This window comes from Micromonospora solifontis (assembly GCF_003725545.1).
Taxonomy (GTDB): Bacteria; Actinomycetota; Actinomycetes; order Mycobacteriales; family Micromonosporaceae; genus Micromonospora; species Micromonospora solifontis.
Genome location: NZ_RJLN01000083.1, coordinates 1 through 24,577, shown reverse-complemented (window position 1 = coordinate 24,577; position 24,577 = coordinate 1). Strand labels below are relative to the sequence as shown.

Below are 24,577 nucleotides of genomic sequence, written 5' to 3'. Positions count from 1 at the left end.
AAGACCTACGCCACGTGCGGTTGTTGCTTGGGGCAACCAAGCCCTACGGTTGCCTGCGGCAACCCTTTCTCCCGACATGTCCGGAGGCACACCACGATGACCCAGGCGACAGCGCCCACCGGGGCGACCGCCGTCGGCATGACCCACCGGCAGATCCTGGAGGCGCTCTCCGGACTGCTGCTGGGCATGTTCGTCGCGATCCTCTCCTCCACGGTCGTCTCGAACGCGCTGCCGCGGATCATCACCGAGCTGCACGGCGGCCAGTCCGCGTACACCTGGGTGGTCACCTCGACGCTGCTGGCCACCACCGCGACCACCCCGATCTGGGGCAAGCTCGCCGACCTGACCAGCAAGAAGGTCCTGGTCCAGCTCGCCCTGGGCGTCTTCGTGCTGGGCTCGGTGCTGGCCGGGCTCTCCCAGTCCACCGGGCAGCTCATCGCCTGCCGGGTGGTCCAGGGCGTCGGCGCGGGCGGCCTCACCGCCCTGGCCCAGGTGATCATGGCGACGATGATCGCCCCGCGCGAGCGCGGCCGCTACAGCGGCTACCTCGGCGCGGTGATGGCGCTCGGCACCATCGGCGGGCCGCTGATCGGTGGCGTCATCGTCGACACCGACTGGCTCGGCTGGCGCTGGTGCTTCTACGTCGGGGTGCCATTCGCCGCACTCGCCCTGGTCGTGCTCCAGAAGACCCTGCACCTGCCGGTGGTCAAGCGCCAGGTGAAGATCGACTGGTGGGGGGCCACCCTGATCACCGCGGCCGTCTCGCTGCTGCTGATCTGGATCACTCTGGCCGGCGACAAGTACGACTGGATCTCCTGGCAGAGCGGGGTCATGGTGGCCGGGGCGCTGCTGCTCGGCGCGACCGCGATCCGGGTGGAGCAGCGGGCCAGCGAGCCGATGATCCCGCCGCGACTGTTCCGCAGCCGCACCATCACCCTCGCCGTGATCGCCAGCATCGCGGTCGGCGTGGGCATGTTCGGCGCCTCCGTCTTCCTCGGCCAGTACTTCCAGATCAGCCGGGGCGAGAGCCCGACCATGTCCGGCCTGATGACGCTGCCGATGATCGGCGGCCTGCTGGTGGCCTCGACCGTGATCGGCCGGATCATCACCAACACCGGCCGCTGGAAGCGCTACCTGGTCGCCGGCTCGGTCCTGCTCACCGCCGGCTTCGCCACCATGGGCACGCTGCGCGCGGACACCCCGTACTGGCGGATCGCGATCTTCATGGCGCTGATCGGCCTCGGGCTCGGCATGACCATGCAGAACCTGGTCCTCGCCGTGCAGAACACCGTCGGCACCCACGAGCTCGGCGCGGCCAGCTCGGTGGTCGCCTTCTTCCGCAGCCTCGGCGGCGCGATCGGGGTGAGCGCCCTCGGCGCGGTGCTCGGCCACAAGGTCAAGGACTACCTCGCCGAAGGGCTGGCCGGGCTGGGCATCAAGGCGTCCAGCTCCGGCAGCGGCGGTACCCTGCCGGACGTGCACACCCTGCCCGCGCCGATCCGGGCGGTCGTCGAGGCCGCGTACGGGCACGGTGCCGGGGACATCTTCCTGGCCGCCGCCCCGTTCGGGCTGGTCGCCCTGATCGCGGTGCTGTTCATCAAGGAGGTGCCGCTGCGCCGGCACACCGGCGACCCGGTCGCCGCCGAGGTCGAGCGGGAGTCCACCATCGCCGCGGGCGCCGGGGCCCCGGTGGTACGGACCGGAGTTCGGGACTGATCCGATGAGCGCCCCCGTCGAACGTGAGAGCTACGGCCCGCAGCACCGTTCGGTGCCCTTCGAACGCGGCACCGACGGGCCCCGGGTGGTGCTGGTCGGGGTGGACGGCAGCCGCACCTCGCTGCGGGCCGCCGCCTACGCCGCGGGACTGGCCCGCCGGCAGGGGTCCGGGCTGGTCGTGGTCTTCGTCAGCTCGCCGGCCCCGTACGCGGGGATGATGTCGGGCGTGGTGGCCGGGGCGGTCCAGCAGACCCACGACGAGCTGGCCGCCGAGCTGCGCGCCGAGTGCCGGCGTGGGGCCGAGGAGCTGGGCCTGCCGGTGACCTTCCTGTGCCGGCGCGGCGACGCGTACGCCGAGCTGTGCAAGGCGGCCGACGAGCACCGCGCCGACCTGGTCGTGGTGGGCTCCTCCGAGCAGGCCGGGCACAAGCTGGTCGGCTCGGTCGCCACCCGGCTGGTCCGCGCCGGCCGCTGGCCGGTCGTCGTGGTGCCTTAGGTGTAAGGAAGGGCCCCCTGTTAACGCCTCGCGTTGTACAGGGGGCCCCTCCTAACATCGTCGGGATGACCTGGAGAGCACCCGAGATCGACCGCCGACACGAGCCGTACGTCGCCGACGAGCGCACCATGCTCGAAGGCTGGCTCGACTTCCACCGCGACACCCTGCTGCACAAATGCACCGGGCTGACCGCCGAGCAGTTGAAGACCGCCAGCGTCGACCCATCCGGGCTGACCCTGCTCGGCCTGGTCCGGCACATGGCCGACGTGGAGCGCTGGTGGTTCCGGATCCGGTCCGCCGGCGAGGACCTCCCCGGCCTGTACGACGCCGACGAGGATCCCGACGCCGACCTGAACGCCATCGCGGACACCGACCCGGCGGAGGCCCTCGCCACCTACCGGGCCGAGGTCGAGGCGGCCGACCGGGCAGTCGCCGGCCTGCCGCTGGACCACACCTTCCGGCGCCGCCGCCGCGACGGGAGCACCGAGACCCGGACGATCAGCCTCCGCTGGGTGTACGTCCACATGATCGAGGAGTACGCCCGGCACAACGGCCACGCCGACCTGATCCGCGAGCGGATCGACGGGGTCACCGGGGCCTGACCGCCGCGGCTGATCGCCCCCGGTTGCGGCATGTCGCGGTCAGTCCCGGACGGGACACCGCAGCCTGCCGCAACCGGGCGAACCAGCCGCAAGCCTGGCTCAGGCCGCCGGAGTGAGCGCGGCGCGCAGGTAACGCAGGTCGCTCGGGCCGGTCCAGCGGTGCGCGGAGAGGCCGGCCACCCGGGCACCCGCGACCGCCCGGTCCTCGTCGTCGACGAAGAGCACCCGGGAGGCCGGGGTCTCCAGCGCCTCGCAGGCCGCCTGGAAGTACTCCTTCGCCGGCTTGTGCACCCCGATCACCGAGGAGTTGACGATCACGTCCAGCTCGTCGGTGAGGTCCAGCGCGGCCAGGTCGGCGTCGAGCAGGTCGGTGGCGTTGGTGCCCAGCCCGACCCGGACGCCGGCGGCCCGTACCTCGCGGATGAACGCCAGCACGTCCGGGTCGACCTCGCCCCGGTAGCGCTGCCACTCGTCCACGGCGGCGCGGGCCCGGGCCGGGTCGCCGACCGACGGGGTGAGCGCGTCGGCCACGCTGCTCATCCACTGGGCGTGGCTGACCTGTCCGGTGAGCACCGGCTGGAGCAGCCCCCAGGACATGGCGATCTCGCCGAGGACGCCCTCGGTCAGGCCGTACTCGCGCTCCACGCCGGCGGCCACCGCCGGGTCCCAGCGGCGCAGCACGCCGTCGAAGTCCACCAGGAGCGCCGTGGCGCGTTCCCGACTCACTCGTTCGTCTCCTGCTCGTCGTCGGCCCGGTTGAGCCGTTGGCTGATCACCTGGGTGACCCCGCTGCGCATGGTCACGCCGTACAGCGCGTCGGCGATCTCCATGGTCCGCTTCTGGTGGGTGATCACGATCAGCTGGCTCTTCTCCCGCAACTGCGCCAACAGCGTGATCAGGCGTCCCAGGTTGACGTCGTCGAGGGCCGCCTCCACCTCGTCCATGATGTAGAACGGGCTGGGCCGGGCGCGGAAGATCGCCACCAGCATGGCCACCGCGGTCAACGAGCGCTCGCCGCCGGAGAGCAGGGAGAGCCGCTTGATCTTCTTGCCCGGCGGCCGGGCCTCCACCTCGACGCCGGTGGTCAGCAGGTCCTCCGGGTCGGTCAGCACCAGGCGACCCTCGCCGCCGGGGAAGAGCACGGTGAAGACCTGCTCGAACTCCCGGGCGGTGTCCTCGAACGCGCTGGCGAAGACCTCCAGGATGCGGTCGTCCACGTCCTTGACCACGGTGAGCAGGTCCCGCCGGGTGGCCTTGAGGTCCTCCAGCTGCTCGGAGAGGAACTTGTAACGCTCCTCCAGCGCGGCGAACTCCTCCAGGGCCAGGGGGTTGACCTTGCCGAGCAGGGCCAGTTCCCGCTCCGCCTTGGCGGCCCGCTTCTCCTGCACCGGCCGCTCGTAACGGACCGGCTCGGGCACCGGCAGCCCGTCCTTCTCGGCGGCCGCGACGTCCACCTGGGTGGGCGGGACCAGCTGGTCCGGGCCGTACTCGGCGACCAGCGTCTCGACGTCGAGGCCGAAGTCCTCGGCGGCCTTGGCCTCCAGCTGCTCGATCCGCAGCCGCTGCTCGGCCCGGGCCACCTCGTCCCGGTGCACCTGGCTGGTCAGCCGTTCCAGCTCGGCGCCGAGCCGCTTGGCCGCGCCGCGTACCTCGGACAGCTCGGCCTCGCGGGCGGCCCGCTCGCGGGCGACCTCGTCCCGGTGCTGCTCGGCCCGGGCGATGGACACGCCGAGCCGGGCCAGCGCCTCGCGGGCGCCGCCGACCACGGCCCGGGCGATCTCCGCGCCGCGGGTGCGGGCCGCGCGCCGGGCGGCGGCGCGCTCCCGCGCGGCCCGCTCGGCGTTCGCCTGCCGGGCGAGGGAGTCGGCCCGGCCGGCGATCGAGGAGACCCGCTCCTCGGCGGTACGCACGGCTAGCCGGACCTCCATCTCGTTCTGCCGGGCCTGCGGCACCATGGCGGCGAGCTGGTCGCGTTCCTCGGTGGACGGCTCGGCGTCGAGCGGCGTGGCCTCGGCCAGCCGCAGCCGCTCCGCCAACTCGGCGAGGGCCTGCAGGTCGCGCTCCCGGGCCGCCTCGGCGCGCGCCCGGGACTCGCCGAGGCGGTCGGTCTCCGCCTTGGCCGACCGGGCGGCCGCGCCCAGCTCGGCCAGCCGGCGGGCGGCGGCGTTGCGGTGGCTCTCCGCCTCCCGCTTGGCGGCGGCGGCGTGCTGCACGGCCTCCTTCGCGGCGGCCACCTCGGCGCGCGCCTCGACCAGTTGTTCGCGCAGTTCGGCGCTGGTCCGCTCGGCGGTGGCCCGGTTGGTCCGGGCCTCCTCGACGGCCGCCTGCACCTCAATGAAGCTGGGTGCCTTGGCCGAGCCGCCGGCCGCCGCGTACGCCCCGACCACGTCGCCGTCCGGGGTGACCGCGCGCAGCTCCGGGTTCCCGGCGACCAGTTCGGCCGCGGCGGAGAGGTCGTCGACCAGGACCACGTCGCGCAGCGCGCGGTGCACGGCCGGGCGGATCTCGGCGGAGCACTCCACCAGGTCGGGCGCCCAGCGGGCGCCGTCGGGCAGCTTCGGGCGCAACGCGTCGGCCGGGCCGGCCATGCCGGGTCCGGCGGGGCTGCCGACCAGCAGGCCGGCGCGGCCGGCGTCGGAGATCTTCAGCAGCCGCATCGCCTCGACGGCCTCGTCCACGCCGCTGACCGCGACCGCGTCGGCGAGCCCGCCGAGCGCGGCCGCGAGGGCCGCCTCGTGGCCGGGGGCGACGGTGAGCAGCCCGGAGAGGCTGCCGAGCAGGCCGGGCACCTGGTCGGCCTTCGCCAGCAGGGCCCCGGCGCCGTCCTTGCGGCGCAGGCCGAGGGCGAGCGCCTCCTCCCGGGCCTTCCAGGTGGCGGCGTCCTTCTCGGCGGCGCGTTCGGCGTCGGAGAGGCTCCGCACGGCCGCCTGCGCCTGCTCGTGGACGGCGACGGCCTCGGCGTGCCGGGCATCCAGGTCGGCGTTGTCCCGGTCCGCCTCGGTGGACTGCTCGGCGACCGCGTCGAGGTCCGCCTGGGCCTTCTCGGCGCGGGCGAGGGCGTCGGTGTGCGCGGCGGCGAGCCGTTCGATCTCCTCGCCGGCGCTGGTGGTCCGGGCCCGGGCCGAGTTGACCTGGCCGGTCAGCCGGGCCAGCCCCTCGCGCCGGTCGGCGATGGCCTTCGCGGCGGCGACCAGTTCCCGCTCCGCGGCGGCGAGCTGCCGTTCCAGCTCCTGCCGGTGCTCGACCGCCTCGGCCAGCCGGATCTGGTCCTCGGTGAGCGCGGCGCGCAGCTCCTCCTCCTGCTCGCGGACCCGCCGGGACTCGGCGTCGAGCTGGTCGGGGTCGCGGCCGGGCCGCTCGTCGTCCGGGGTGGCGCTGAGGTGACGCAGCCGTTCCCGGGCGAGCTGCTCGATGGAGCGGAACCGCTCCTGGAGCGCGGAGAGCTTGTACCAGGTGTCCTGCGCGGCGGCGAGCAGCGGGGCGTCCTCGGCGAGGGCGGCCTCCAGCTCGCCGAGGCGGGCCTGCACCTCGGTGTGTTCCGCCTCGATCTGCTCGCGGCGCTCGCGCACCGCGGTCTCGTCGGCGATCTCCCTGTCCAGCGTGGTCCGCAGGGTGTGCAGGTCGTCGGCGAGCAGCCGCAGCCGGGCGTCGCGCAGGTTGGCCTGGATGGCGGCGGCCCGCCGGGCCACCTCGGCCTGCCGGCCCAGCGGCTTGAGCTGGCGGCGCAGCTCGGCGGTGAGGTCGGTGAGCCGGTTGAGGTTGGTCTGCATCGCGTCGAGCTTCCGCAGCGCCTTCTCCTTGCGCTTGCGGTGCTTGAGGACGCCCGCCGCCTCCTCGATGAACGCCCGCCGGTCCTCCGGCTTGGCGTGCAGCATCCCGTCGAGCCGACCCTGCCCGACGATGATGTGCATCTCCCGGCCGATGCCGGAGTCCGACAGCAGCTCCTGGATGTCGAGCAGGCGGCAGGAGTCGCCGTTGATCTCGTACTCGCTCTCGCCGGAGCGGAACATCCGGCGGGTGATGGAGACCTCGGTGTACTCGATCGGCAGCGCGCCGTCGGTGTTGTCGATGGTGAGGGTGACCTCGGCCCGGCCGAGCGGCGCCCGCCCGGCGGTGCCGGCGAAGATGACGTCCTCCATCTTGCCGCCGCGCAGCGCCTTGGCGCCCTGCTCGCCGAGCACCCAGGCGATGGCGTCGACGACATTGGACTTGCCGGAGCCGTTCGGGCCGACCACGCAGGTGATCCCGGGCTCCAGCTTCAGCGTCGTCGCGGAGGCGAAGGACTTGAAGCCCTTCACCGTCAGGCTCTTGAGATGCACCTTCTCGATCCTCGTCCGGTGGCCGCCGAACCGTCGCCGGCTGCGCGGACCTGGTGAACCCGCAGACTAACCCGTGGTCGGGAACACCCTGGTACGCGACCCACCCCGCGCCGGGGTTGTCCGCTTTTCCGGGGACGCGGTGACCCGACCGGAAAGCACATGATCATAATTGCCGGCCGGCAATTCAGCGGCACCACCAAGATCCCAGGTGATCCGGTAAACAGAAAAGCCGGCGCACAAAGCGGCGCGCCGGCACTGCGGTGTCGGCGCGCTTTTTCGTGTGGTGCTATTCAGTTTTTCCCGAGGATCTTCAGATCAGGTCAGCGCGGGTTCGGCCAGCCGGAGGAGGTCGTCAGCCTCCGCCGCAGCCGCCGCCAGCCGATCATTGTCGGCGCGCAGACGCGTGATCTCGAACTCCAGTGCCTGGACCCTGGCACGCAGTCGGGTGACCTCGTCGAGCAGACGCCGGTCGGGCGCTGCACTTACGTGGCCGTAGAGGGCCTTCGCCATGCTGACTCCTTGATATGCGCTGCCGGAAAGGCCGGCCAACGCGCGCCCAACGGTTCGCGGCTGTCATCCCGCGAAATCCGGGCATGACTGGGCGCGACTGGCGACACCTATATATTGAGCCGCACACCCCCCTTTCGTCAAGTTCCCGCAGGCCGTAGATCATCTCTGCGTCGGCCTGTCCACTAGCCGGGGGGCTGCCGTGAGGCGCGGACACGCTCTGTCCGGACGACTTAACTGTACGCCCGGAAATGTGTGAACGCCTCACCCTCGGTGTCGGGTACCCCTTAACTCTCTCTTAGCCAGGTTGCCGCAGTTCACGGCGCGCCCGTAGCGTCAGCCCGGCCCGCAACCGACCCTGGAGGGGACAGGCGTGTACCGCTGGACCGACGGAAGCGAACCGGAGGGCGTCTCCCGACGCCCCGAGCCGCCGATCGACGACGGACCGACCTGGCTCACCGACCGGCCCGCACCGCGGTCGTCCTACCTGTTCGGCGACGAGCCGGAGCAGGCCGGCCCGGACTGGACCGACGCCCCGACCGGCGTCTGGCGCGCCGGTGCCGCCGACGCGCCGTGGCGGAACGCGCCGGCCGCCCCCGACCGAGCCGATCACCGCCGGCCGGACGACCGGGCCGGATACCCGCCGCTCGGCGACCGCACCGGCTACCTCACCCCGATGGACGACCGGACCGGGTACGCCCGGACCGTCGACCACACCGCCGCGTATCCGCCGTTCGACTCCGGCGAGCGGGGCACCGGGGAGCAGCCGGCCGCCGCCTGGTCGCCGGCCGGCGACGAGCCGGCCGGGGAGGCGGGCCGGCACCGGCAGCGGCGCCGCTTCCCGCGCCCCCTGATGATCGGCGGGGCCGCCGCCGCGGCGACCCTCGTGGTGAGTCTCGGAGTGGCCGCCCTGGCGCTGCCGAGCAGCGACGAGCAGACCGAGCCGACCTCGGCCGACGGTGCGATCGCCGCCGCCCCGGCGGCCCCGGGCACCGCCGACGCCCCCGGCGACGCCCTCGTCGCCCCCTCCCCCAGCACCTCGCCGAGCAGCCTCCGGCCGAGCCCGACCAGGACCGCCACCCCGAAGCCGAGCCGGACCACCGCGCCGTCCCGCCAGCTTCAGCGCAGCACCGCGCCGAGCAGCACCAACGCCCGGACCACCACGTCGAACGGGATCACGGCCGAACTCCAGCAGGTCGTCGACCTGGTCAACAAGGAGCGGGCCAAGGCCGGCTGCAAGGCGCTGACCATCGACGACAAGCTCATGCTGGCCGCCCAGCGGCACAGCCAGGACCAGGCCGACCACAAGACCATGTCGCACGACGGCAGCGACGGCAGCGACGTCGGCGACCGCCTCGACCGGGTCGGCTACGCCTGGCGGGCGTACGGCGAGAACGTCGCCTGGAACCAGCAGACGCCGGCCGCCGTCATGGACGCCTGGATGAACAGCCCGGGCCACCGGGCGAACATCCTGAACTGCTCGTTCACCGAGATCGGCGTGGGTGTGGCGCGGAGCAACGGGCCGTACTGGACCCAGGACTTCGGCACCCCGCGCTGACCCGGCGCGTCGTGACCGGGCCCGCGCTCGTTTGACCGGATGAGGTACGCCGGCGCGGGCCGGCCCGGCGTGACGGACCGCTCGGCGTACCGGAAGGGGTGGCGAAGGGCCGCCCGCGACCCGGGAGCTGTCGATGCGGATCCGGCCGGCGTGGGCCGTGCCGCTCCCCCGGCCGGCCCGCGTCCGCCGACGTGGGCCGGGCCGGGGCGTGGCGGCGCTGCTGACCGTGCTGCTGCTCGCCCCGGTGCCGGGTTGCCGGGAGCCGCTCGTCCCGCCCGGCGCGCCCACCCCCTGGCCGGCGGCGCTGGCCCGGCAGTGGCAGTGGCAGTGGCAGCTCACCGGCCCGCTGGACGTCGACGTCGACGCGGACGTCTTCCTGCTCGACCCGGTGCGCACCACCTCCACCGAGACCACCGCGCTGCGGGCGCGGGACCGCCGGCTGGTCTGCCAGGTCCGCGTCGGGTGGTACGCGGCCACCGACCCGGACGTCGACCGGTTCCCCACCGACGTGCGCGGCGCGCCGGTGAACGGCCGGCCGGACGGCCGCTGGCTCGACGTACGCCGGTGGGACGTGCTGGCGCCGGTGCTCGCCGACCGGTTCCGGCTCTGCCGGGGCAAGGGCTTCGGCGCGGTGGCGCTCGACGGCGCGGACGGCTACCTGCACCGCTCGGGCTTCCCGCTGGGCTTCGACGACCAACTGCTGTTCAACCGGCGGCTGGCCACGCTCGCCCGCTCCCTGGACCTCTCGCCCGGGCTGGTCGACGACGTGCCGCAGGTGGCCGCGCTGGCACCCGACTTCGACTTCGCGGTCAACCAGGAGTGCGTCCGCCGCCGGGAGTGCGCCAAGCTGCTGCCGTTCGCCGACGCGCACAAACCCGTCTTCCACGTCGAGTACACCGGCGACCCGACCGCGTTCTGTGTCACCACCGTCGGCTACGGCTTCGCCTCCATCCGCAAGGACCGCGCCCTGGACGCCTGGCGCGACCCCTGTCCCCTGCCCCTGAGCACGCGGCCCCGGGGTTGACAGCGGCCCCTCCCCCACGGAGACGTGGCGAAGGGGCCGCTGCTGCCGCGACGGGGTCAGCCGGCGGCGCCGCCGGTGAGCGGGGCCGGGGCGCCGGTGCCACCAGCGCGCTGGGACGGGACGCCGGCGTGCTCGGCGCTGAGCGGGGTGGCCAGGTCCTCCAGCGACTTCCCCTCGGCCTTGACGCCAAGGACCAGCTCCACCAGACCACCGATGATCATCACGGACGCGCCGATGACGAAGGCGAGCACGGTGTCGCCGACCTTGCCGGTGCCGACCAGCTTGGCGAAGAGCAGCGGGCCGGTGATACCGCCGGCGGCGGTGCCGATCGCGTAGAAGAACGCGATCGCCATGGCCCGGGTCTCCATCGGGAAGATCTCGCTGACCGTCAGGTAGGCCGCGCTGGCCCCGGCCGAGGCGAAGAAGAGCACCACGCACCAGCAGGCGGTCATGGTCGCCGCGTTCAGCACCCCGGTGTGGAACAGCCAGGCGGTGCCGAGCAGCAGCGCGCCGGAGCCGAGGTACGAGCCGGCGATCATCGGCACCCGGCCGACCGAGTCGAAGAGCCGGCCCAGCAGCAGCGGGCCGAGCAGGTTGCCGACCGCGATCACCGCGAAGTAGTAGCCGGTGTTGCCGGTCGGCACCTTGAAGAAGGTCTGCAGGATCTGCGCGAAGCCGAAGGTGATCGCGTTGTAGAGGAACGCCTGCCCGATGAAGAGCGAGAAGCCCAGGGTGGCCCGCTTCGGGTAGCGGCGGAAGAGGGTCTGCGCGATCTCCAGGAAGTTGGTGCTCCTGCGCTGCCTGATCTCGATGTGGTCGTCGGCCTCGGGGAGCTCCTTGCCGGTCTCCCGTTTCACCTCCGCCTCGACCGAGTCGACCAGGTGGTTCGCCTCGTCGGCCCGGCCGTGGATGAACAGCCATCGTGGGCTCTCCGGGACGTGCCGGCGGACCAGCAGGATCACCACCCCGAGCACCGCGCCCAGGCCGAACGCCACCCGCCAGCCGAGGTTGCTCGGCAGGCCGTTGAGCAGCGGCACGGTCAGCAGCGCGCCCATGGCGGCACCGAGCCAGAAGGTGCCGTTGATGATGATGTCGATCCGGCCGCGGTGCCGCGCCGGGATCAGTTCGTCGATCGCCGAGTTGATGGCCGCGTACTCGCCGCCGATGCCCATGCCGGTGAGGAACCGGAAGAGGAAGAACCACCAGGTGTCGAAGGAGAGCGCGGTCAGCGCGGTGGCCACCAGATAGAGCCCGAGGGTCAGCAGGAACAGCTTCTTGCGCCCGAACCGGTCGGTGAGCCAACCGAAGAAGAGCGCGCCGGTACAGGCGCCGGCCACGTAGAGCGCGGCGGCCAGGCCGGTGACCTGGCTCTGGGTGATGCTCAGGCCGCTGCCCGGCTCGGCGAGCTTGCCGGAGAGGTTGCCGACGATGGTCACCTCGAGGCCGTCGAGGATCCACACCGTGCCGAGGCCGATCACGATCATCCAGTGCCAGCGGGACCACGGCAGCCGGTCCAGGCGGGCCGGGACGTTGGTCCGTACGGTGCCGGTGCGCACGTCGGTGCTCATGACGCGCTCCCGGGGGCGGCGAGGGCCGGGGCGCGACGACCGGCCTGTGGCGTGAGCTGTTCGTCCATGGCCGCCCACATGCCCCGGCGCCGCCGCCGTCAATCCTCCCGCGAGTCCCGCCTCACACCGCCGAGCCGACCGGCTCCTCCTGCCGGAAGCCGCGGCGGGACGGGCGGAGCCGGGACGGGCGGAGCCGGGACGGGCGGAGGGCCGGGCCGCGGTGTGCGGCCCGGCCCTCCGGTGCGACGGATGGTTCAGTGGGCGCCGACCAGCTCCGGCGCCGGAGCCGGTGGCTCGGCCGGCGGAGTCGCCTCCCGTCGGCGCAGGAAGCGCGGGGCCCACCAGTTCGCGTCGCCCAGCAGGGTCATCAGCGAGGGCAGCACCACGGCCCGGATGATCGTGGCGTCCAGCAGGATCGCCGCCGCCAGCCCAATGCCGAGCTGCTTCATGTCGATGGTGCTCAGCGTCGCGAAGATCGAGAAGACGCCGACCATCACGAGCGCCGCGCTGCTCACCACGCCCGCGGACGAGGTGATCCCGTACGCCACGGCCTCCCGGTTGGACAGGCCGGAGCGGATGCCCTCCCGGATCCGGCTGACCACGAAGACGTGGTAGTCCATGGAGAGCCCGAAGAGCACCACGAACAGGAACAGCGGCAGCCAGGTGACGATCGCGCCGATCGAGGTGAAGCCGAGCGGTCCCGCCGCCCAGTCGCCCTGGAAGACCAGGACCAGCAGGCCGTACGCGGCCCCGGCGGAGAGCAGGTTGAGCACGATCGAGGTGAGCGCGACCACCACCGAACGGAAGGTCCACGCCATCACCAGGAAGGTCAGCGCCAGCACGAACGCCACCACGATCGGCAGCTTCTCCCGGATGTGCCGCGCGTAGTCCTCGCTGGCGGCGACGCCGCCGCCGACCGCGTACTCGACGCCGGGGACGCCCCGCAGCGCGGCCGGGACGTAGTCGTCGCGCAGCTCGTGCAGCGACCGGGCGGCCTCGTCGGTCCGGCTGGCGTACGGGGTGGCCACCTCCAGCACCGACACGCGGCGGTCGGCCGACACCTTGATCTTCGCGCCGTCCCCCTCGGCCGGCGCGAAGAGCGGGTCGGCGGCGGCCCGGCCGGCCAGGTCGGTCAGCGCGGCGTGCACCCGGTCGGCCTGCTCGGCCGGCGCCCGCACCGCCACCGTGTGGCTGGTGCCGTTGCTCGGGAAGGCGGCGGTGAGCCGGTCGTACGCCTGCATCGCCGGGGTGGTGCGCGGCACGTCCTCCATGCCGGGGAACTTCAGCTTCATGCCCAGCGCCGGGGCGGCCAGGGCGAGCAGCAGCCCGACCGAGACGACCAGGGTGGCCAGCGGGGCGCGCAGCGCGGGCTTGAGCACGGCCGGCCAGAAACGGGCCCGGGCCGGCTCCCCGTGCCGCCCGGTACGCGGCGCGGTGAGCCGCCACAGCACCGGCACGCGGGGCCGGTCGACCCAGCGGCCGAGCTTCGCCAGCAGCGCCGGCAGCACGGTCAGCGAGCCGGTCACCGCGACGGCCACCACCAGGATCGAGCCGACGGCGAGGGACGAGAAAATGGCGTCCTGAGCGAGCAGCAGCCCGGCCATCGAGATGATCACGGCGGTGCCGGAGACCACCACGGCGTGCCCGGAGGTCTCCGCCGCGATCTCCACCGCGTCCAGGCCCGACCGCCCCTTGGCCCGCTCCTCGCGTTCCCGGCGGACGTAGAAGAGCGAGTAGTCGACGCCGACCGCCATGCCGATCAGCAGGATCACGCTGGCCGTGGTGTCGGTGGCGGGCACCAGGTGCGAGGCGAGGGTGGAAAGCCCCATCGCCGCGGCCACCGAGGAGAGCGCGAGCAGCACCGGCACGCCGGCCGCGATCAGCGCGCCGAACGCGATGACCAGGATGGCCAGGGTGACCGGCAGGCTGAGCAGCTCGGCCCGCTTGAAGTCGGCCCCGAGGGTGTCGTTCAGCGCCTTGCCGATCGACGGGCCACCGACCTCCTCGACCCGGAGGGCCGGGTGCGCCTCCTGCACCTTCGCGGTGGCGTCGCGCAGCGGCTGCACCCGGTCCTCGGCCGTCTCCGGGTCGCCGGACATGGTGATCGGCAGCAGCAGCGCCTCGCCGTCCCGGGACGGCAGCGGCGTACCCACCGAGGCCACCCCCTCGACCTGGCGCAGCCGCGCGGCGGCGTCGTTGGCGGCGGCCTTCGCCGCGGCCGGGTCGAGCGCCCCGGAACGGGGCGTGATCAGTACGTTCTCCATGGCCGGCTCGTGGAAGCCGCCACTGTCGACGATCAGCTCGGCCCGGCCGAACTCGCCGATCGCCTGGTCGGCGTCGGTCGCCTCGTTGAGGCCCGCGGCGTTGCCGCCGACGAAGCACACCGCCACGAACACGACCCACAGCGCGATGGCCCGCCACGGGTGCTCCGCACTCCACCGTGCCAACCGCACGGTCACCGGTCGCCTGCCCATACCTGGGTTCCCCCTCCACACGTCGACCCCCTGCCGACTGTGCTGACGCTAGGCAGCGGGCGACGCCCGGACATCGGGGAACGGCCCCGGCTCGTCCCCGATCCGCCCGAACCCGGCCGGGCGGCCCGCGCCGGCTCCACCAAGCGGACACAACGGGGTTTTCCGGGTACGACGGGGGAACGCGCCGGGAACCGCCCGGCGAGGCACACCGGTGCAACCCCGAACCGACTCGGGGTTATCCCCGCAGCGTCCCTCGGGGGCGGGGCTGGCAGCGCGGGCAGCTGTACGAGGACCGGTTCATGAACGCCTCACGCCGGATCGGGGCGCCGCAGCGCGGGCAGGGCTCCCCCTCCCGGCCGTACGCGTTCAGCGACCGGTCGAAGTAGCCGCTCTCGCCGTTGACGTCGACGTACAGCTCGTCGAAGCTGGTGCCGCCCTGCTTGATGGCCTCGCCGAGCACGTCCCGCACGTGCCCGAGCAACCGGCTGGCCGCCGGTCCGGTCAGCGCGTCGGTCGGGCGGGCGCCGTGCAGCTTCGCCCGCCACAGCGCCTCGTCGGCGTAGATGTTGCCGACCCCGGAGATCAGGGTCTGGTCGAGCAGCGCCCGCTTGATCTCCGTCCGCTTCCGGCGCAGCGCGGCCACGAAGTCGGCGTCGGAGAACCGCGGGTCCATCGGATCCCGGGCGATGTGGGCGATCTCGGCCGGCAGCTCCGCCCCGCCCTCGGACACCGACAGCCCGCCGAACGTCCGCTGGTCGACGAAGCGCAGCTCCGGACCGTCGTCGGCGAACCGGAACCGGACCCGCAGGTGCAGTTCGTCGGCCGCCCCGACCGGCTGGAGCAGCAGCTGGCCGGACATGCCGAGGTGCCCGATCAGGGCGTCCCCGCTGTCCAGCGGCAGCCAGAGGTACTTGCCCCGGCGCCGGACGTCGGTGATCGTCCGGCCGGTCAACACGTCGGCGAAGTGCGCGGCGCCGGGCTCGTGCCGCCGGATCGCCCGGGGGTGGCGCACCTCCACCGAGCTGATGGTCCGCCCGGTGACCCACTGGGCCAGGCCCTGCCGGACCGTCTCGACCTCAGGCAGCTCAGGCACGACCGGCGCCCGCTCCAGCCGCGTCGGGGCTGCCGGTGTCCGCCCCGTCGGCCGGCGTCTCGACGCTGTCGGCCGCCGCCTTCGCGGTCGCCGCCTCGGCCTCGGCCTGCTCGGTCAGCGTCCGCCAGGCCGACTCGGCGGCCCGCTGCTCGGCCTCCTTCTTGCTGCGCCCGTCCGCGCCGCCGTACCGGTTGCCGGCCACCACCACCCAGGCGGTGAAGGTCTTCAGGTGATCCGGGCCGGCACCCTCGATCCGGTACTCCGGGACACCCAGCCCGAGGGCCGCGGTCAGCTCCTGGAGGCTGGTCTTCCAGTCCAGCGCGGCGCCCCGACCGGCCGACTCGGCCATCAGCGGGTCGAAGAGCCGGTGGATCACGATGGCGGCGGTGTCCAGGCCGTACTGAAGGTAGATCGCGCCGAGCAGCGCCTCCAGGGTGTCGGCCAGGATGCTCGCCTTGTCCCGGCCGCCGGTGGTCTCCTCGCCCTTGCCCAGCAGCAGGTACGCGCCCAGCCCGTCGGGGCCGAGGCCGCGCGCCACGTCGGCCAGCGCGCGCATGTTCACCACGCTGGCGCGCAACTTGGCGAGCTGCCCTTCGGGCAGGTCGGGGTGGTTGTGGAAGAGCGCGGTAGTGATCACCACGCCGAGGACCGAGTCGCCCAGGAACTCCAGCCGCTCGTTGGTGGGCAGACCGCCGTTCTCGTACGCGTAGGACCGGTGGGTCAGCGCGCGCTCCAGCAGCTCCGGGTCGAGCGACACCCCGAAGGCCGCCTCCAGGTGGCCGACGGGAGCACGCCGCCGCTTGTCGTTGGTCATGGTGCTACCTCGGTGTCGTTTCGGTCAGGTGCGGAATCGTGCGGAAAGTTGGCCAGCAGGGCCGACACGGTGGCGGTGGCACCGCGGCGCCACAGGTGGGCGGCGAGGGCGATGCCGGAGGCGACGTCGTCGGGCTGGGCCGCGCCGTGGCAGACGACCACCGTGCCGGCCACGCCGAGCAGGGCCGCCGCGCGGGGCGCGCCGCCGCTCGCGGGCGGCCCGCCGGCCATCGCGTACGCGCCCTCGATGGCCTTGAGCAGCACGTTGCCGGTGAAGCCGTCGGTGACCACGACGTCGGCGCGGGTGCCCAGGGAGACGTCGTACCCCTCGACGAGCCCGACGTAGCGGGCGTCGCAGGGCAGCGGAACGGCGGCCAGGGCCGGGTCGGCGGAGCGGCGGAGCCGGTCGCCTTTGCCCGCCTCGGTGCCGACGGAGAGCAGCCCCACCCGGGGCGTGGCGACGGCGTGGGCCACCGCGGCGTACGCGGCGCCGAGCACGGCGTGCCGGGCGAGGGTGGCCGGGCCGGGTTCCAGGGTGCCGCCGACGTCCAGCAGCACGACCGGGCCGGCGACGGCGGGCAGGGTGGCCACCAGGGCCGGGCGGCGTACCCCGGTCCAGCGACCGAGGCCGAGCGCGGCGGCGGTGACGGTGGCGCCGGTCGCACCGGCGGAGACGAGCGCGTCGGCGATCCCGTCACGGACGGCGCTGACCGCCGCGCGGACGGTACTCTCCGCGCGCGCGGCGGTGGGGTGGTCGGCCATGCCGACGGCGGTCCGCACCGGGCGGACCGCGACCCGGGCTCGCTGCTCCGGGTCGAGCGCACCGATCAGCCCGTCGGCGACCTCGGTCGGTCCGACGAGCAGCAGGCGCAGGTCAGGGTCGGTGCGCACCGCTCGCAGAGCGCCGTCAACCACGACGGCGGGAGCATCGTCCCCGCCGAGGAGGTCAACGGCGATCCGCGCGGTGCCCGGCTCCCGCGGGACGCCGGCCGAAGGCCGGCCGGCGGCGGAGGGAACCGGGGCACCGGGCGGGAGCCATGGTGCGCGCGCCACCCGACCGGTGGTCGGGGACGTCACTCGGCGTCCGGGTCAGACCTCGAGGACCTGGCGGCCGTTGTAGGTGCCGCAGACGGAGCAGGCGGCGTGCGGCAGCTTGGCCGACTTGCACTGCGGGCAGGCCACGGTCGCCACCGCCGAGGCCTTCCAGTTCGCCCGGCGGGCGCGGGTGTTGCTGCGCGACATCTTGCGCTTGGGGACGGCCACGGTTCTTACTCCTCTGTACGGGTCAGTTGCGACAGGCCCGCCCAACGCGGGTCGATCTGCTGGTGACTGTGGTCGGCCGGCAGATCGTCCCAGTGCACCCCACACTCGGGGCACAAGCCTGGGCAGTCCTCCCGGCAGAGCGGGTTGGTCGGCAGTGTGAGCACCACCGCGTCCCGCAGCGCCGGCTCCAGGTCGATCAGATCGTCCTGCATCCGGCCCACCTCGTCCTCGTCGGTCGTGGTGTCCGTGGTGCTGTTCTGGTACGCGTACAGCTCCTGGATGTTCACGACCACCGAGTCGTCGATCTCGCGCAGGCAGCGGCCGCACTCGCCCTTGACGGGACCGCTGACGGTCCCGGAGACGAGCACGCCCTCGGACACCGACTCCAACCTCAGGTCGAGGTCGAGGTCCGCGCCCTCCGGCACGCCGATCAACTCCACGCCGAGGTCCGCCGGTGCCGGCACGACCCGCTTGACCGTACGCAACGCGCCAGGCCGACGCGGCAGGTCCCTCGTGTCGAGGACCAGCGGCGACCTGGGGTCGAGTTGGCTTGGCGAGTGTTTGGGCATAGTTAGACTCCGGCCGGTGAGAGGCCGACAAAAAAGGTTACCTGGGTGACCGGCGGACCGTCGAACCGGGGGCGTCGCCCCTGGCCCGGCGGCTGCCGGCTGTCGGCTGCCGGCCCGCGCCGCAGGCGCCTAGAAGGGTAGCGGGCGATCCGCCTCGTCCCCAGCGAAGGTGCCGATCTCCCGCAGGGCGTGCATCTTGTCCCGGCCGCGCTCTATCGACGCGAGGGCCCGGGTCAGGAACTGCTCGAAGTTGGCCAGGGCGGTGTCGACGTAGTCGTCCACCTCGTCGCGGAGGCGCTGCGCCTCGGCGCGGGCCTCGGCGATGATCCGGGCGCCCTCGTGCTCGGCGGAGACGGTGATCTCGTTCACCGACACCAGGCGGGCGTGCTCCGCCTCACCCTCGCTGATGATCCGGTCGGCCTCGCGCTTGCCGGCCTCCATGATCTTGTCGCGCTCCTCGAGCAGCGCGGCGGCCCGGCGCAGGTCGGCCGGAAGCTCCGCGCGCAGCTCGTCGAGGGCCGCGATCATCTCGCCCCGGTCGACCATGCAGTTGTTGCGCGACATCGGGACGGAGCGGGCCTGCTCCACCATGGCGATCAGTTCGTCGATGCGATCGAGCGGGTCCACCGGTACCTCACTCCTGTCTCCGTCGGCCGACCTCCATGATGCGGCCTACGCCCGGTCTCGGCGCTGCACACATCATGTCGCGCCCCCTCCACCCGCACCGCTCCACCCCTACCCGGCGCGTCGTCGCCGCCCGGCTCGCCGATCTTGCACTTTGCGCCCCGGCGTTCCGCCCGTGGCCGGACGAATCCCCGACCAAAAGTGCAAGATCGCCGCACGGGGCCGGGGGTCAGGGGTGGAGGCGGGTCACCAGTTGCTCGCGGACGACGTCGGGGACGTGGGCGGAGATGTCGCCGCCCCACTTGGCGACGTCCTTGATCAGGCTGGAGGAGAGGAAGGAGTAGAGCGGGTTGGTCGGCATGAAGAGCGTCTCGACGCCGGCCAGGCCGATGTTCATCTGGGCCATCTGCAGCTCGTAGTCGAAGTCGCTGACCGCCCGCAGGCCCTTGATCAGGACGCTCGCCTGCTGGGCCCGGCAGAAGTCCACCAGCAGCCCGCGGAACGACTCGACCCGCACGTTGTCGTACGAGGCGGTCACCTCGCGGAGCATCTTGATCCGCTCCTCGACGGTGAACAGCCCCTGCTTCGACTGGTTGACCAGCACGCCGACGATCACCTCGTCGAACAGGCGGCTGGCCCGGCCGATGATGTCGAGGTGTCCGTTGGTGACCGGGTCGAAGGAGCCCGGACAGACCGCACGTCTCATGATCGGCGACCGTACCAAAGGGTGGTCTCGCCGTAACGGCGACTGCGCTCGGGCGTGACGCCTTCCACCCAGGTGACCGGTCCGGTCCGGCTGGACCGCTCGATGACCACCAGGGCCGCCGGGGCCAGCCAGCCGCCGTCCACCAGCGCGGCGAGCAGGGCGGTGATCTCCGCGTCGGGCACCGCGTACGGCGGGTCGGCGAAGACCACGTCGTACGGGCCGGCGTCCGGGCCGGCCGCCAGCACGCCGGCCACCTTGCCGGTGACCAGCCGGGCGGCCGGGGCGGCGCGCAGCGCGGCGATGTTCTCCCGGATCACCCGGGCCGCCCGGGCGTCGGACTCGACCAGCAGCACGTGCGCCGCGCCCCGGGAGAGCGCCTCCAGCCCGACCGCCCCGGAGCCGGCGTAGAGGTCAGCGAAGCGCGCCCCGGCCAGGTCCAGCTCGGCCTGCACCGCGCTGAACAACGCCTCCCGCACCCGGTCGGAGGTGGGGCGGGTGCCGGCGCCGGGGGGCGCGGCGATCCGCCGCCCGCCGTACGCCCCGGCCACGATCCGCGTCACCGTCTGCTCCTGCGCATGCCCTGACGCTACGCGATCACGGTCGCCGCCCCGGCGACACGGTGCGTACGCCGATCCCGCTCAGATGATCACCGACCGTGCATCAATGATCTCGAATTAATAACATAGCTGCTTTCCGGCACCGATCCGAGTAACGCATTCGGGGTCGACCTCGCTAAGGTCTGCCCGGTTGTGTGCGGGCGTGAGGCTTCGGTCCGTCCGCCGCACTCTCCCGATCTTCCCCTCATCAGGAGTAGACGTGAACCGTCTCCACCTCCGGCGTGCCGCGGCCCTCACCGCCGGCGCGCTGATCGGCCTCGCCGGCGTGGCCACCGTCGCCAGCCCGGCCATGGCCCACCACCCCATCCCGTCGGGCACGTACTGCGCGGCCCAGGACGGCAAGGTCACCGTCAACTGGTCGGTCCTCAACAGCGAGACCGACATCACCGGCACCATCACGAAGCTCGAGTCCACCGTGCCCGGTGACATCACCGGCGGGCTGGCGCTGAACGCGACCCTGCCGAAGCAGGGCGACGGTCCGCTGACCGGCACCCAGGCCCACACCTTCGAGGGGGCCCTGCCGGAGCTGAAGCTCACGATCGAGGCGCGCTGGGAGCGCGGCGACCGGATCATCACCGAAGAGCGCAGCGTCGTCGCACAGCCCACCCAGGACTGTGGCCCGGGCGAGTCCCCGTCGCCGTCGCCCACCTCGCCGTCGCCGAGCGCCACCCCGGAGCCGAGCAAGTCGCCGGAGACCAGCCCGTCGCCGTCCGCCCCGGCCTCCAGCCCGGCCAGCCCGTCCGCGACGCCGTCGGTCCCCGCCGAGCCGGAGGAGCCGGTGTTCCGGCTCGAGCAGACCTGCGACAAGATGACCTTCATCGTGGAGAACCCGGCGAAGGGCATCCCCTTCACCGCCACGATGACCACTGAGAAGGGCGTCACCAAGAAGCTCGTCTCCCAGCCGGGCAAGACCGCCTCGGTGAGCTTCGACGCGTACAAGGGCCTGAAGGTCACGGTCAAGTACGACGTGGTCGAGGGCTCCGAGACCATCCCGTACACCCAGCCCAAGGACTGCGCGGGCCAGGGTGGCGGCCTGCCGGTCACCGGCCCGGCCGCCGGTGCCATCGCGGGTGGCGCGGCCGTGCTGCTCGCCGCCGGTGCGGTGCTCTTCGTGGTGGCCCGCCGTCGTCGGGTCCGCTTCACCGCCTGATCCTCTTCGGATCGCCCGAGGGCGCGTCGACCATCCGGTCGGCGCGCCCTCGGCGCATCCCGCACTGACCGCCCCGGAGCCCCGCGCTGATCGACTCGGGTTGCGGCAGGTCGCGGTCTGGACGCGGCGGAAAAGCCTGAGCTGCGGCGAACCGCCCGGCGGAGACCAGCGGGACCGGCGGAGACCGGCCGGGCCGGCGGGGACGAGCCGGGGAGGGCGTCAGCCCTTTTCCAGGTACTCGGCGCGTTCCTCGTCGACTAGGGCGGCGACCGAGGCGGCCAGGGCCGGGTGCCGGGCCAGCTCCGGATCCTCCTCGACCAGCGTGATCGCCTCGGCCCGGGCGTCCCGGATCAGGTCGGTGTCGCGCAGCAGCGACAGCAGCCGCAGGTGGGACCGGCGCCCGGACTGCGTCGCGCCCAGCACGTCACCCTCCCGGCGCTGCTCCAGGTCGAGCTCGGCGAGCTTGAAGCCGTCCGTGGTGGACGCCACCGCGTCGAGGCGTTCCCGGGCGGACGAGCCCTCCACCGCCTCGGTGACCAGCAGGCAGAGGCCGGCGGCCGAGCCCCGGCCCACCCGGCCGCGCAGCTGGTGCAGCTGGGAGACGCCGAACCGGTCGGCGTCCAGCACGATCATCACGGTGGCGTTGGGCACGTTCACGCCCACCTCGACCACGGTGGTGGCCACCAGCACGTCCAGGTCACCGGCGGCGAAGGAGCGCATCACCGCGTCCTTCTCGTCGGCCGGCAGCCGCCCGTGCAGCACCCCGATCCGCAGCCCGTGCAGCGGCCCCTCGGCGAGCAGCGGCGCCACCTCGGTCACCGCGAGCGGCGGCCGCCGCCCGTTGTCGTCCTCGCGCGGGGCCTCCTCGTCGCTCTGCGGGCCTTCTCCGATCCGCGGGCACACCACGTACGCCTGGTGGCCGTTGGCGACCTCCTCGCGCAGCCGGCGCCAGGCCCGGTCGAGGAAGGCCGGCTTCTCGGCCGCCGGCACCACGTGCGAGGCGATCGGCGACCGGCCCTGCGGCAGCTGGGACAGGGTGGAGGTCTCCAGGTCGCCGTAGACGGTCATGGCGACCGTGCGCGGGATCGGGGTGGCGGTCATCACCAGCACGTGCGGCGGCTGGTCGGCCTTGGCCCGGAGCGCGTCCCGCTGCTCCACGCCGAAGCGATGCTGCTCGTCGACGACCACCAGACCCAGGTCGCGGAAGTCGACCCCCTCGTAGAGCAGGGCGTGGGTGCCGAGCACGATGCCGGCCCGCCCCTCGGCCACCTCGGCGAGGGCCCGCCGCCGGGCCGCCGCGCCGAGCGAGCCGGTGACCAGCTCCACCCGGGTGGCGTCGTCGGCCGCGCCCAGTTCGCCGGCCCGGGCGAGCGGGCCGAGCAGGTCGAGGATGCCCCGGTGGTGCTGGGCGGCGAGCACCTCGGTGGGGGCGAGCAGAGCCGCCTGCCCGCCGGCGTCGACCACCTGGAGCATGGCCCGCAGCGCCACCACCGTCTTGCCCGAGCCCACCTCGCCCTGCAGCAGCCGGTGCATCGGGTGGGCGGTGGCCAGGTCGGCGGCGATCTCCCGGCCCACGACCTGCTGGCCGGGAGTCAGCTCGTACGGCAGCCGGGCGTCGAACGCGTCCAGCAGCCCGCCGGGCTTCGCGGGCCGTGCCTTCGCCGGCCAGGCGGCCGCCCGGTGCTTGCGTTGCACCAGGGTGAGCTGCACGGCGAACGCCTCGTCCCACTTGAGCCGGCGCCGGGCCCGGTAGAGCGCCTCCTTGCTGGTCGGCCGGTGGATCTCGCGCAGCGCGGTGCCGATGTCGGCCAGGTTGCGGCCGGCCCGGACGGTGGCCGGCAGCGGGTCCTCCGGTGGGGTGAAGGTGTCCAGCACCACCCGGACGCAGCGGGCGATCACCCAGGTCGGCACGGCCGCCGCGGCCGGGTAGACGGGGATCAGCGCCCCGGCGAACTCCTCGACCTCCTCGTTGGCCGCTGCCTCGCCGTCGCCGCCCTCGCCGAGCAGCACGTACTCCGGGCCGTTGAGCTGCCGCTTGCCCCGGAACTCGGTGACCTTGCCGGCGAACAGCCCCCACCGGCCGGGGCGCAGGTCCCGCTCCCGCCAGGCCTGGTTGCCGAAGAAGGTGAGGGTGAGCACGCCGCCCGAGCCGTCGCCGACGGTCACCTCCAGCAGGTTGCCGCGCCGCTGGCGCATCGGCCGGACCGCGGTGCGCTGCACCTGGGCCAGCACGGTGACCTGCTCCCCCACGTCCAGCGAGCGGATGTCGGTGTGCTCGCCGCGCTCGTCGTAGCGGCGCGGGAAGTGATAGATCAGGTCGCCGGCGGTGTGCAGGTCGAGGTGGCTCGCCAGGGCCTTGGCGGTGCGCTCCCCGACCAGCTTCTTCAGCGGCGTGTCCACCGTGGTCGGCTCGCTCGTCATTCGACCCCCAGCAGGAGCGGATAGTGCGGCTGGCCGCCCTCGTACGCCTGCACCTCGACGAACGGCCAGGAGCGTTCGACGTGCTCACGCACCCGGTCGGCCAGCCCCTCCGGGGCGTCCGCCCCGCAGAGCAGGGTGACCAGCTCACCGCCGCCGCCGAGCATCCGGTCGACGACGGCGGTGCAGGTGTCGAGCAGGTCGGCGCCGATCAGGTGCACCTCCCCCTCGACCAGGGCCAGCACGTCGCCCGGCCGGCACGGCCCGGCCACGGTCAGCGCCTCCTTGCTGGCGTGGCAGACCTCGGCGTACCGGCAGGCGCCGGCCGCCTCGGCCATCGCGATGACGTCGTCCTCGAAGCGCCGCTTCGGGTCGCGGACGGCCAGGGCGGCGAGGGCCTGCACGGGCGACCGGGTGGGCACCACGCTGACCTTGACGCCGAGCCCGTGCGCCTCCCGGGCGGCCGCGCTGGCCACCGACCGGGTGTTGGGGTCGTTGGGCAGCACCACCACCCGGGCCGCCCCGGTGGCGCGGATCGCGTCGAGCAGCTCGCCGGTGGACGGGTTGGCCGGCACCACGGTGGCGCCCTCGGCGGCGAAGAGCTCCGCGATGCCGGCGCCGGTGGCCACCACCACGGCGGCCCGGCCGTCCGGCTGCGCGGCGGGCGGGGGCGGCGGCACCTGGTCGGCGAAGCGGGTCACCGTGATCCGGTGCGGGCGGCCGGCCACCACGCCGGCCTCGATCGCCGCGCCGACGTCGTTGACGTGCACGTGCACGTTCCAGGTGTCGCCGTCGCCGACGATCACCAGCGAGTCGCCGAGAGCGTCCAGCTCGCCGCGCAGCCGGGCCACCGCCTCGTCGGTGGCGTGGAGCAGGTACTGCACCTCGTAGGCGTACGCCTCGGAGCCGGTCTCCCGGACGGCGGTGGCGGGGGGCCGGGCGGCGGGCACGGGCTCGATCGCCGGCCGGAGGCTCTCCCCGGTGACCACCTCGACCAGCGCGTCCAGCAGCAGGCAGAGGCCGCGCCCGCCGGCGTCGACCACGCCGGCGCGGGCCAGCG

At 73.6% G+C, this 24,577-nt stretch carries 21 protein-coding genes; 6 read left to right on the top strand and 15 right to left on the bottom strand.

The annotated features are described in order from the left end of the window. Positions 1-96 precede the first annotated feature (96 nt). The 3 genes from EFE23_RS22635 to EFE23_RS22625 all read left to right on the top strand — a co-directional run bounded on the left by EFE23_RS22635 (position 97) and on the right by EFE23_RS22625 (position 2,814). Positions 97-1,716: an MDR family MFS transporter gene (locus EFE23_RS22635; RefSeq protein WP_123242943.1), complete on the top strand. Its 1,620-nt coding sequence runs from the start codon at positions 97-99 to the stop codon at positions 1,714-1,716. A gap of 4 nt (positions 1,717-1,720) precedes the next feature. Then, complete coding sequence (locus tag EFE23_RS22630) at positions 1,721-2,212, top strand: universal stress protein (protein ID WP_123242942.1); 492 nt, start codon at positions 1,721-1,723, stop codon at positions 2,210-2,212. A gap of 65 nt (positions 2,213-2,277) precedes the next feature. Next, positions 2,278-2,814 (top strand): DinB family protein, encoded by a 537-nt coding sequence (locus EFE23_RS22625; protein WP_123242941.1) that lies wholly within the window; start codon positions 2,278-2,280, stop codon positions 2,812-2,814. 99 nt (positions 2,815-2,913) lie between these two features. Here the strand turns inward: EFE23_RS22625 and EFE23_RS22620 are convergent, their stop codons facing one another. From EFE23_RS22620 to EFE23_RS22610, 3 genes are all read right to left on the bottom strand, one after another. Further along, entirely contained in the window at positions 2,914-3,540 is a 627-nt protein-coding gene (locus EFE23_RS22620; protein WP_123242940.1) for an HAD-IA family hydrolase, read from the bottom strand. After that, on the bottom strand, positions 3,537-7,133 hold the full coding sequence (smc, locus tag EFE23_RS22615; protein ID WP_123242939.1) for a chromosome segregation protein SMC: 3,597 nt from the start codon (positions 7,131-7,133) through the stop codon (positions 3,537-3,539). Before smc ends, EFE23_RS22620 begins: the two co-directional genes overlap by 4 nt. 315 nt (positions 7,134-7,448) lie before the next feature. After that, positions 7,449-7,643: a hypothetical protein gene (locus tag EFE23_RS22610; RefSeq protein ID WP_013284566.1), complete on the bottom strand. Its 195-nt coding sequence runs from the start codon at positions 7,641-7,643 to the stop codon at positions 7,449-7,451. A 370-nt stretch (positions 7,644-8,013) separates the two neighbouring features. Between EFE23_RS22610 and EFE23_RS22605 the strand changes: the two genes are divergently transcribed. Both EFE23_RS22605 and EFE23_RS22600 read left to right on the top strand, forming a co-directional pair. Next, positions 8,014-9,198, top strand: coding sequence for a CAP domain-containing protein (locus tag EFE23_RS22605; RefSeq protein ID WP_123242938.1), 1,185 nt, complete (start codon positions 8,014-8,016; stop codon positions 9,196-9,198). Between the two features lie 133 nt (positions 9,199-9,331). Next, positions 9,332-10,222, top strand: coding sequence for an endo alpha-1,4 polygalactosaminidase (locus tag EFE23_RS22600; RefSeq protein ID WP_123242937.1), 891 nt, complete (start codon positions 9,332-9,334; stop codon positions 10,220-10,222). A gap of 56 nt (positions 10,223-10,278) precedes the next feature. Here the strand turns inward: EFE23_RS22600 and EFE23_RS22595 are convergent, their stop codons facing one another. The 10 genes from EFE23_RS22595 to rsmD all read right to left on the bottom strand — a co-directional run bounded on the left by EFE23_RS22595 (position 10,279) and on the right by rsmD (position 19,892). Then, a complete protein-coding gene (locus EFE23_RS22595; RefSeq protein WP_123242936.1) occupies positions 10,279-11,790 on the bottom strand; it encodes an MFS transporter in 1,512 nt (503 codons plus the stop codon). Between the two features lie 254 nt (positions 11,791-12,044). After that, positions 12,045-14,264, bottom strand: coding sequence for an MMPL family transporter (locus EFE23_RS22590; protein WP_123242935.1), 2,220 nt, complete (start codon positions 14,262-14,264; stop codon positions 12,045-12,047). 235 nt (positions 14,265-14,499) lie between these two features. Next, positions 14,500-15,357, bottom strand: coding sequence for a bifunctional DNA-formamidopyrimidine glycosylase/DNA-(apurinic or apyrimidinic site) lyase (gene mutM, locus EFE23_RS22585; protein ID WP_123242934.1), 858 nt, complete (start codon positions 15,355-15,357; stop codon positions 14,500-14,502). Beyond that, entirely contained in the window at positions 15,350-16,171 is an 822-nt protein-coding gene (rnc, locus tag EFE23_RS22580; protein ID WP_233601104.1) for a ribonuclease III, read from the bottom strand. The genes mutM and rnc overlap by 8 nt, the downstream gene beginning before the upstream one ends. Further along, on the bottom strand, positions 16,168-17,127 hold the full coding sequence (locus EFE23_RS22575) for a phosphate acyltransferase PlsX (protein ID WP_233601106.1): 960 nt from the start codon (positions 17,125-17,127) through the stop codon (positions 16,168-16,170). The genes rnc and EFE23_RS22575 overlap by 4 nt, the downstream gene beginning before the upstream one ends. 132 nt (positions 17,128-17,259) lie before the next feature. Beyond that, a complete protein-coding gene (gene rpmF / locus EFE23_RS22570; RefSeq protein WP_030500827.1) occupies positions 17,260-17,433 on the bottom strand; it encodes a 50S ribosomal protein L32 in 174 nt (57 codons plus the stop codon). Between the two features lie 5 nt (positions 17,434-17,438). Further along, entirely contained in the window at positions 17,439-18,002 is a 564-nt protein-coding gene (locus tag EFE23_RS22565) for a YceD family protein (RefSeq protein WP_123242933.1), read from the bottom strand. Positions 18,003-18,131: 129 nt separating this feature from the next. Beyond that, entirely contained in the window at positions 18,132-18,629 is a 498-nt protein-coding gene (locus EFE23_RS22560) for an SPFH domain-containing protein (protein WP_073832495.1), read from the bottom strand. Between the two features lie 226 nt (positions 18,630-18,855). Beyond that, entirely contained in the window at positions 18,856-19,332 is a 477-nt protein-coding gene (gene coaD, locus EFE23_RS22555) for a pantetheine-phosphate adenylyltransferase (RefSeq protein ID WP_123242932.1), read from the bottom strand. Beyond that, positions 19,329-19,892: a 16S rRNA (guanine(966)-N(2))-methyltransferase RsmD gene (gene rsmD / locus EFE23_RS22550; RefSeq protein ID WP_123242931.1), complete on the bottom strand. Its 564-nt coding sequence runs from the start codon at positions 19,890-19,892 to the stop codon at positions 19,329-19,331. Before rsmD ends, coaD begins: the two co-directional genes overlap by 4 nt. 256 nt (positions 19,893-20,148) lie before the next feature. Here rsmD and EFE23_RS22545 point away from each other — a divergent pair, with 256 nt between their 5' ends. Next, the gene (locus tag EFE23_RS22545) at positions 20,149-21,099 is read left to right on the top strand and encodes a cell wall anchor protein (protein WP_123242930.1); all 951 of its coding nucleotides are present in this window, start codon (positions 20,149-20,151) and stop codon (positions 21,097-21,099) included. A gap of 219 nt (positions 21,100-21,318) precedes the next feature. On the opposite strand, the gene recG is transcribed toward EFE23_RS22545, so the two are convergent. Continuing rightward, positions 21,319-23,520 (bottom strand): ATP-dependent DNA helicase RecG, encoded by a 2,202-nt coding sequence (recG, locus tag EFE23_RS22540; protein ID WP_123242929.1) that lies wholly within the window; start codon positions 23,518-23,520, stop codon positions 21,319-21,321. Next, the coding region (locus tag EFE23_RS22535; protein WP_369410328.1) for a DAK2 domain-containing protein at positions 23,517-24,577 on the bottom strand (1,061 nt) is incomplete at its 5' end. The genes EFE23_RS22535 and recG, both read right to left, overlap by 4 nt.

Bases quoted from the DNA above. Each gene is read 5' to 3' on its own strand.
- EFE23_RS22635 (WP_123242943.1), top strand. From the start codon at position 97: ATGACCCAGGCGACAGCGCCCACCGGGGCGACCGCCGTCGGCATGACC.
- EFE23_RS22630 (WP_123242942.1), top strand. From the start codon at position 1,721: ATGAGCGCCCCCGTCGAACGTGAGAGCTACGGCCCGCAGCACCGTTCG.
- EFE23_RS22625 (WP_123242941.1), top strand. From the start codon at position 2,278: ATGACCTGGAGAGCACCCGAGATCGACCGCCGACACGAGCCGTACGTC.
- EFE23_RS22610 (WP_013284566.1), bottom strand. From the start codon at position 7,643: ATGGCGAAGGCCCTCTACGGCCACGTAAGTGCAGCGCCCGACCGGCGT.
- EFE23_RS22600 (WP_123242937.1), top strand. From the start codon at position 9,332: ATGCGGATCCGGCCGGCGTGGGCCGTGCCGCTCCCCCGGCCGGCCCGC.
- EFE23_RS22595 (WP_123242936.1), bottom strand. From the start codon at position 11,790: ATGAGCACCGACGTGCGCACCGGCACCGTACGGACCAACGTCCCGGCC.
- EFE23_RS22590 (WP_123242935.1), bottom strand. From the start codon at position 14,264: ATGGGCAGGCGACCGGTGACCGTGCGGTTGGCACGGTGGAGTGCGGAG.
- rnc (WP_233601104.1), bottom strand. From the start codon at position 16,171: ATGACCAACGACAAGCGGCGGCGTGCTCCCGTCGGCCACCTGGAGGCG.
- EFE23_RS22565 (WP_123242933.1), bottom strand. From the start codon at position 18,002: ATGCCCAAACACTCGCCAAGCCAACTCGACCCCAGGTCGCCGCTGGTC.
- coaD (WP_123242932.1), bottom strand. From the start codon at position 19,332: ATGAGACGTGCGGTCTGTCCGGGCTCCTTCGACCCGGTCACCAACGGA.
- recG (WP_123242929.1), bottom strand. From the start codon at position 23,520: ATGACGAGCGAGCCGACCACGGTGGACACGCCGCTGAAGAAGCTGGTC.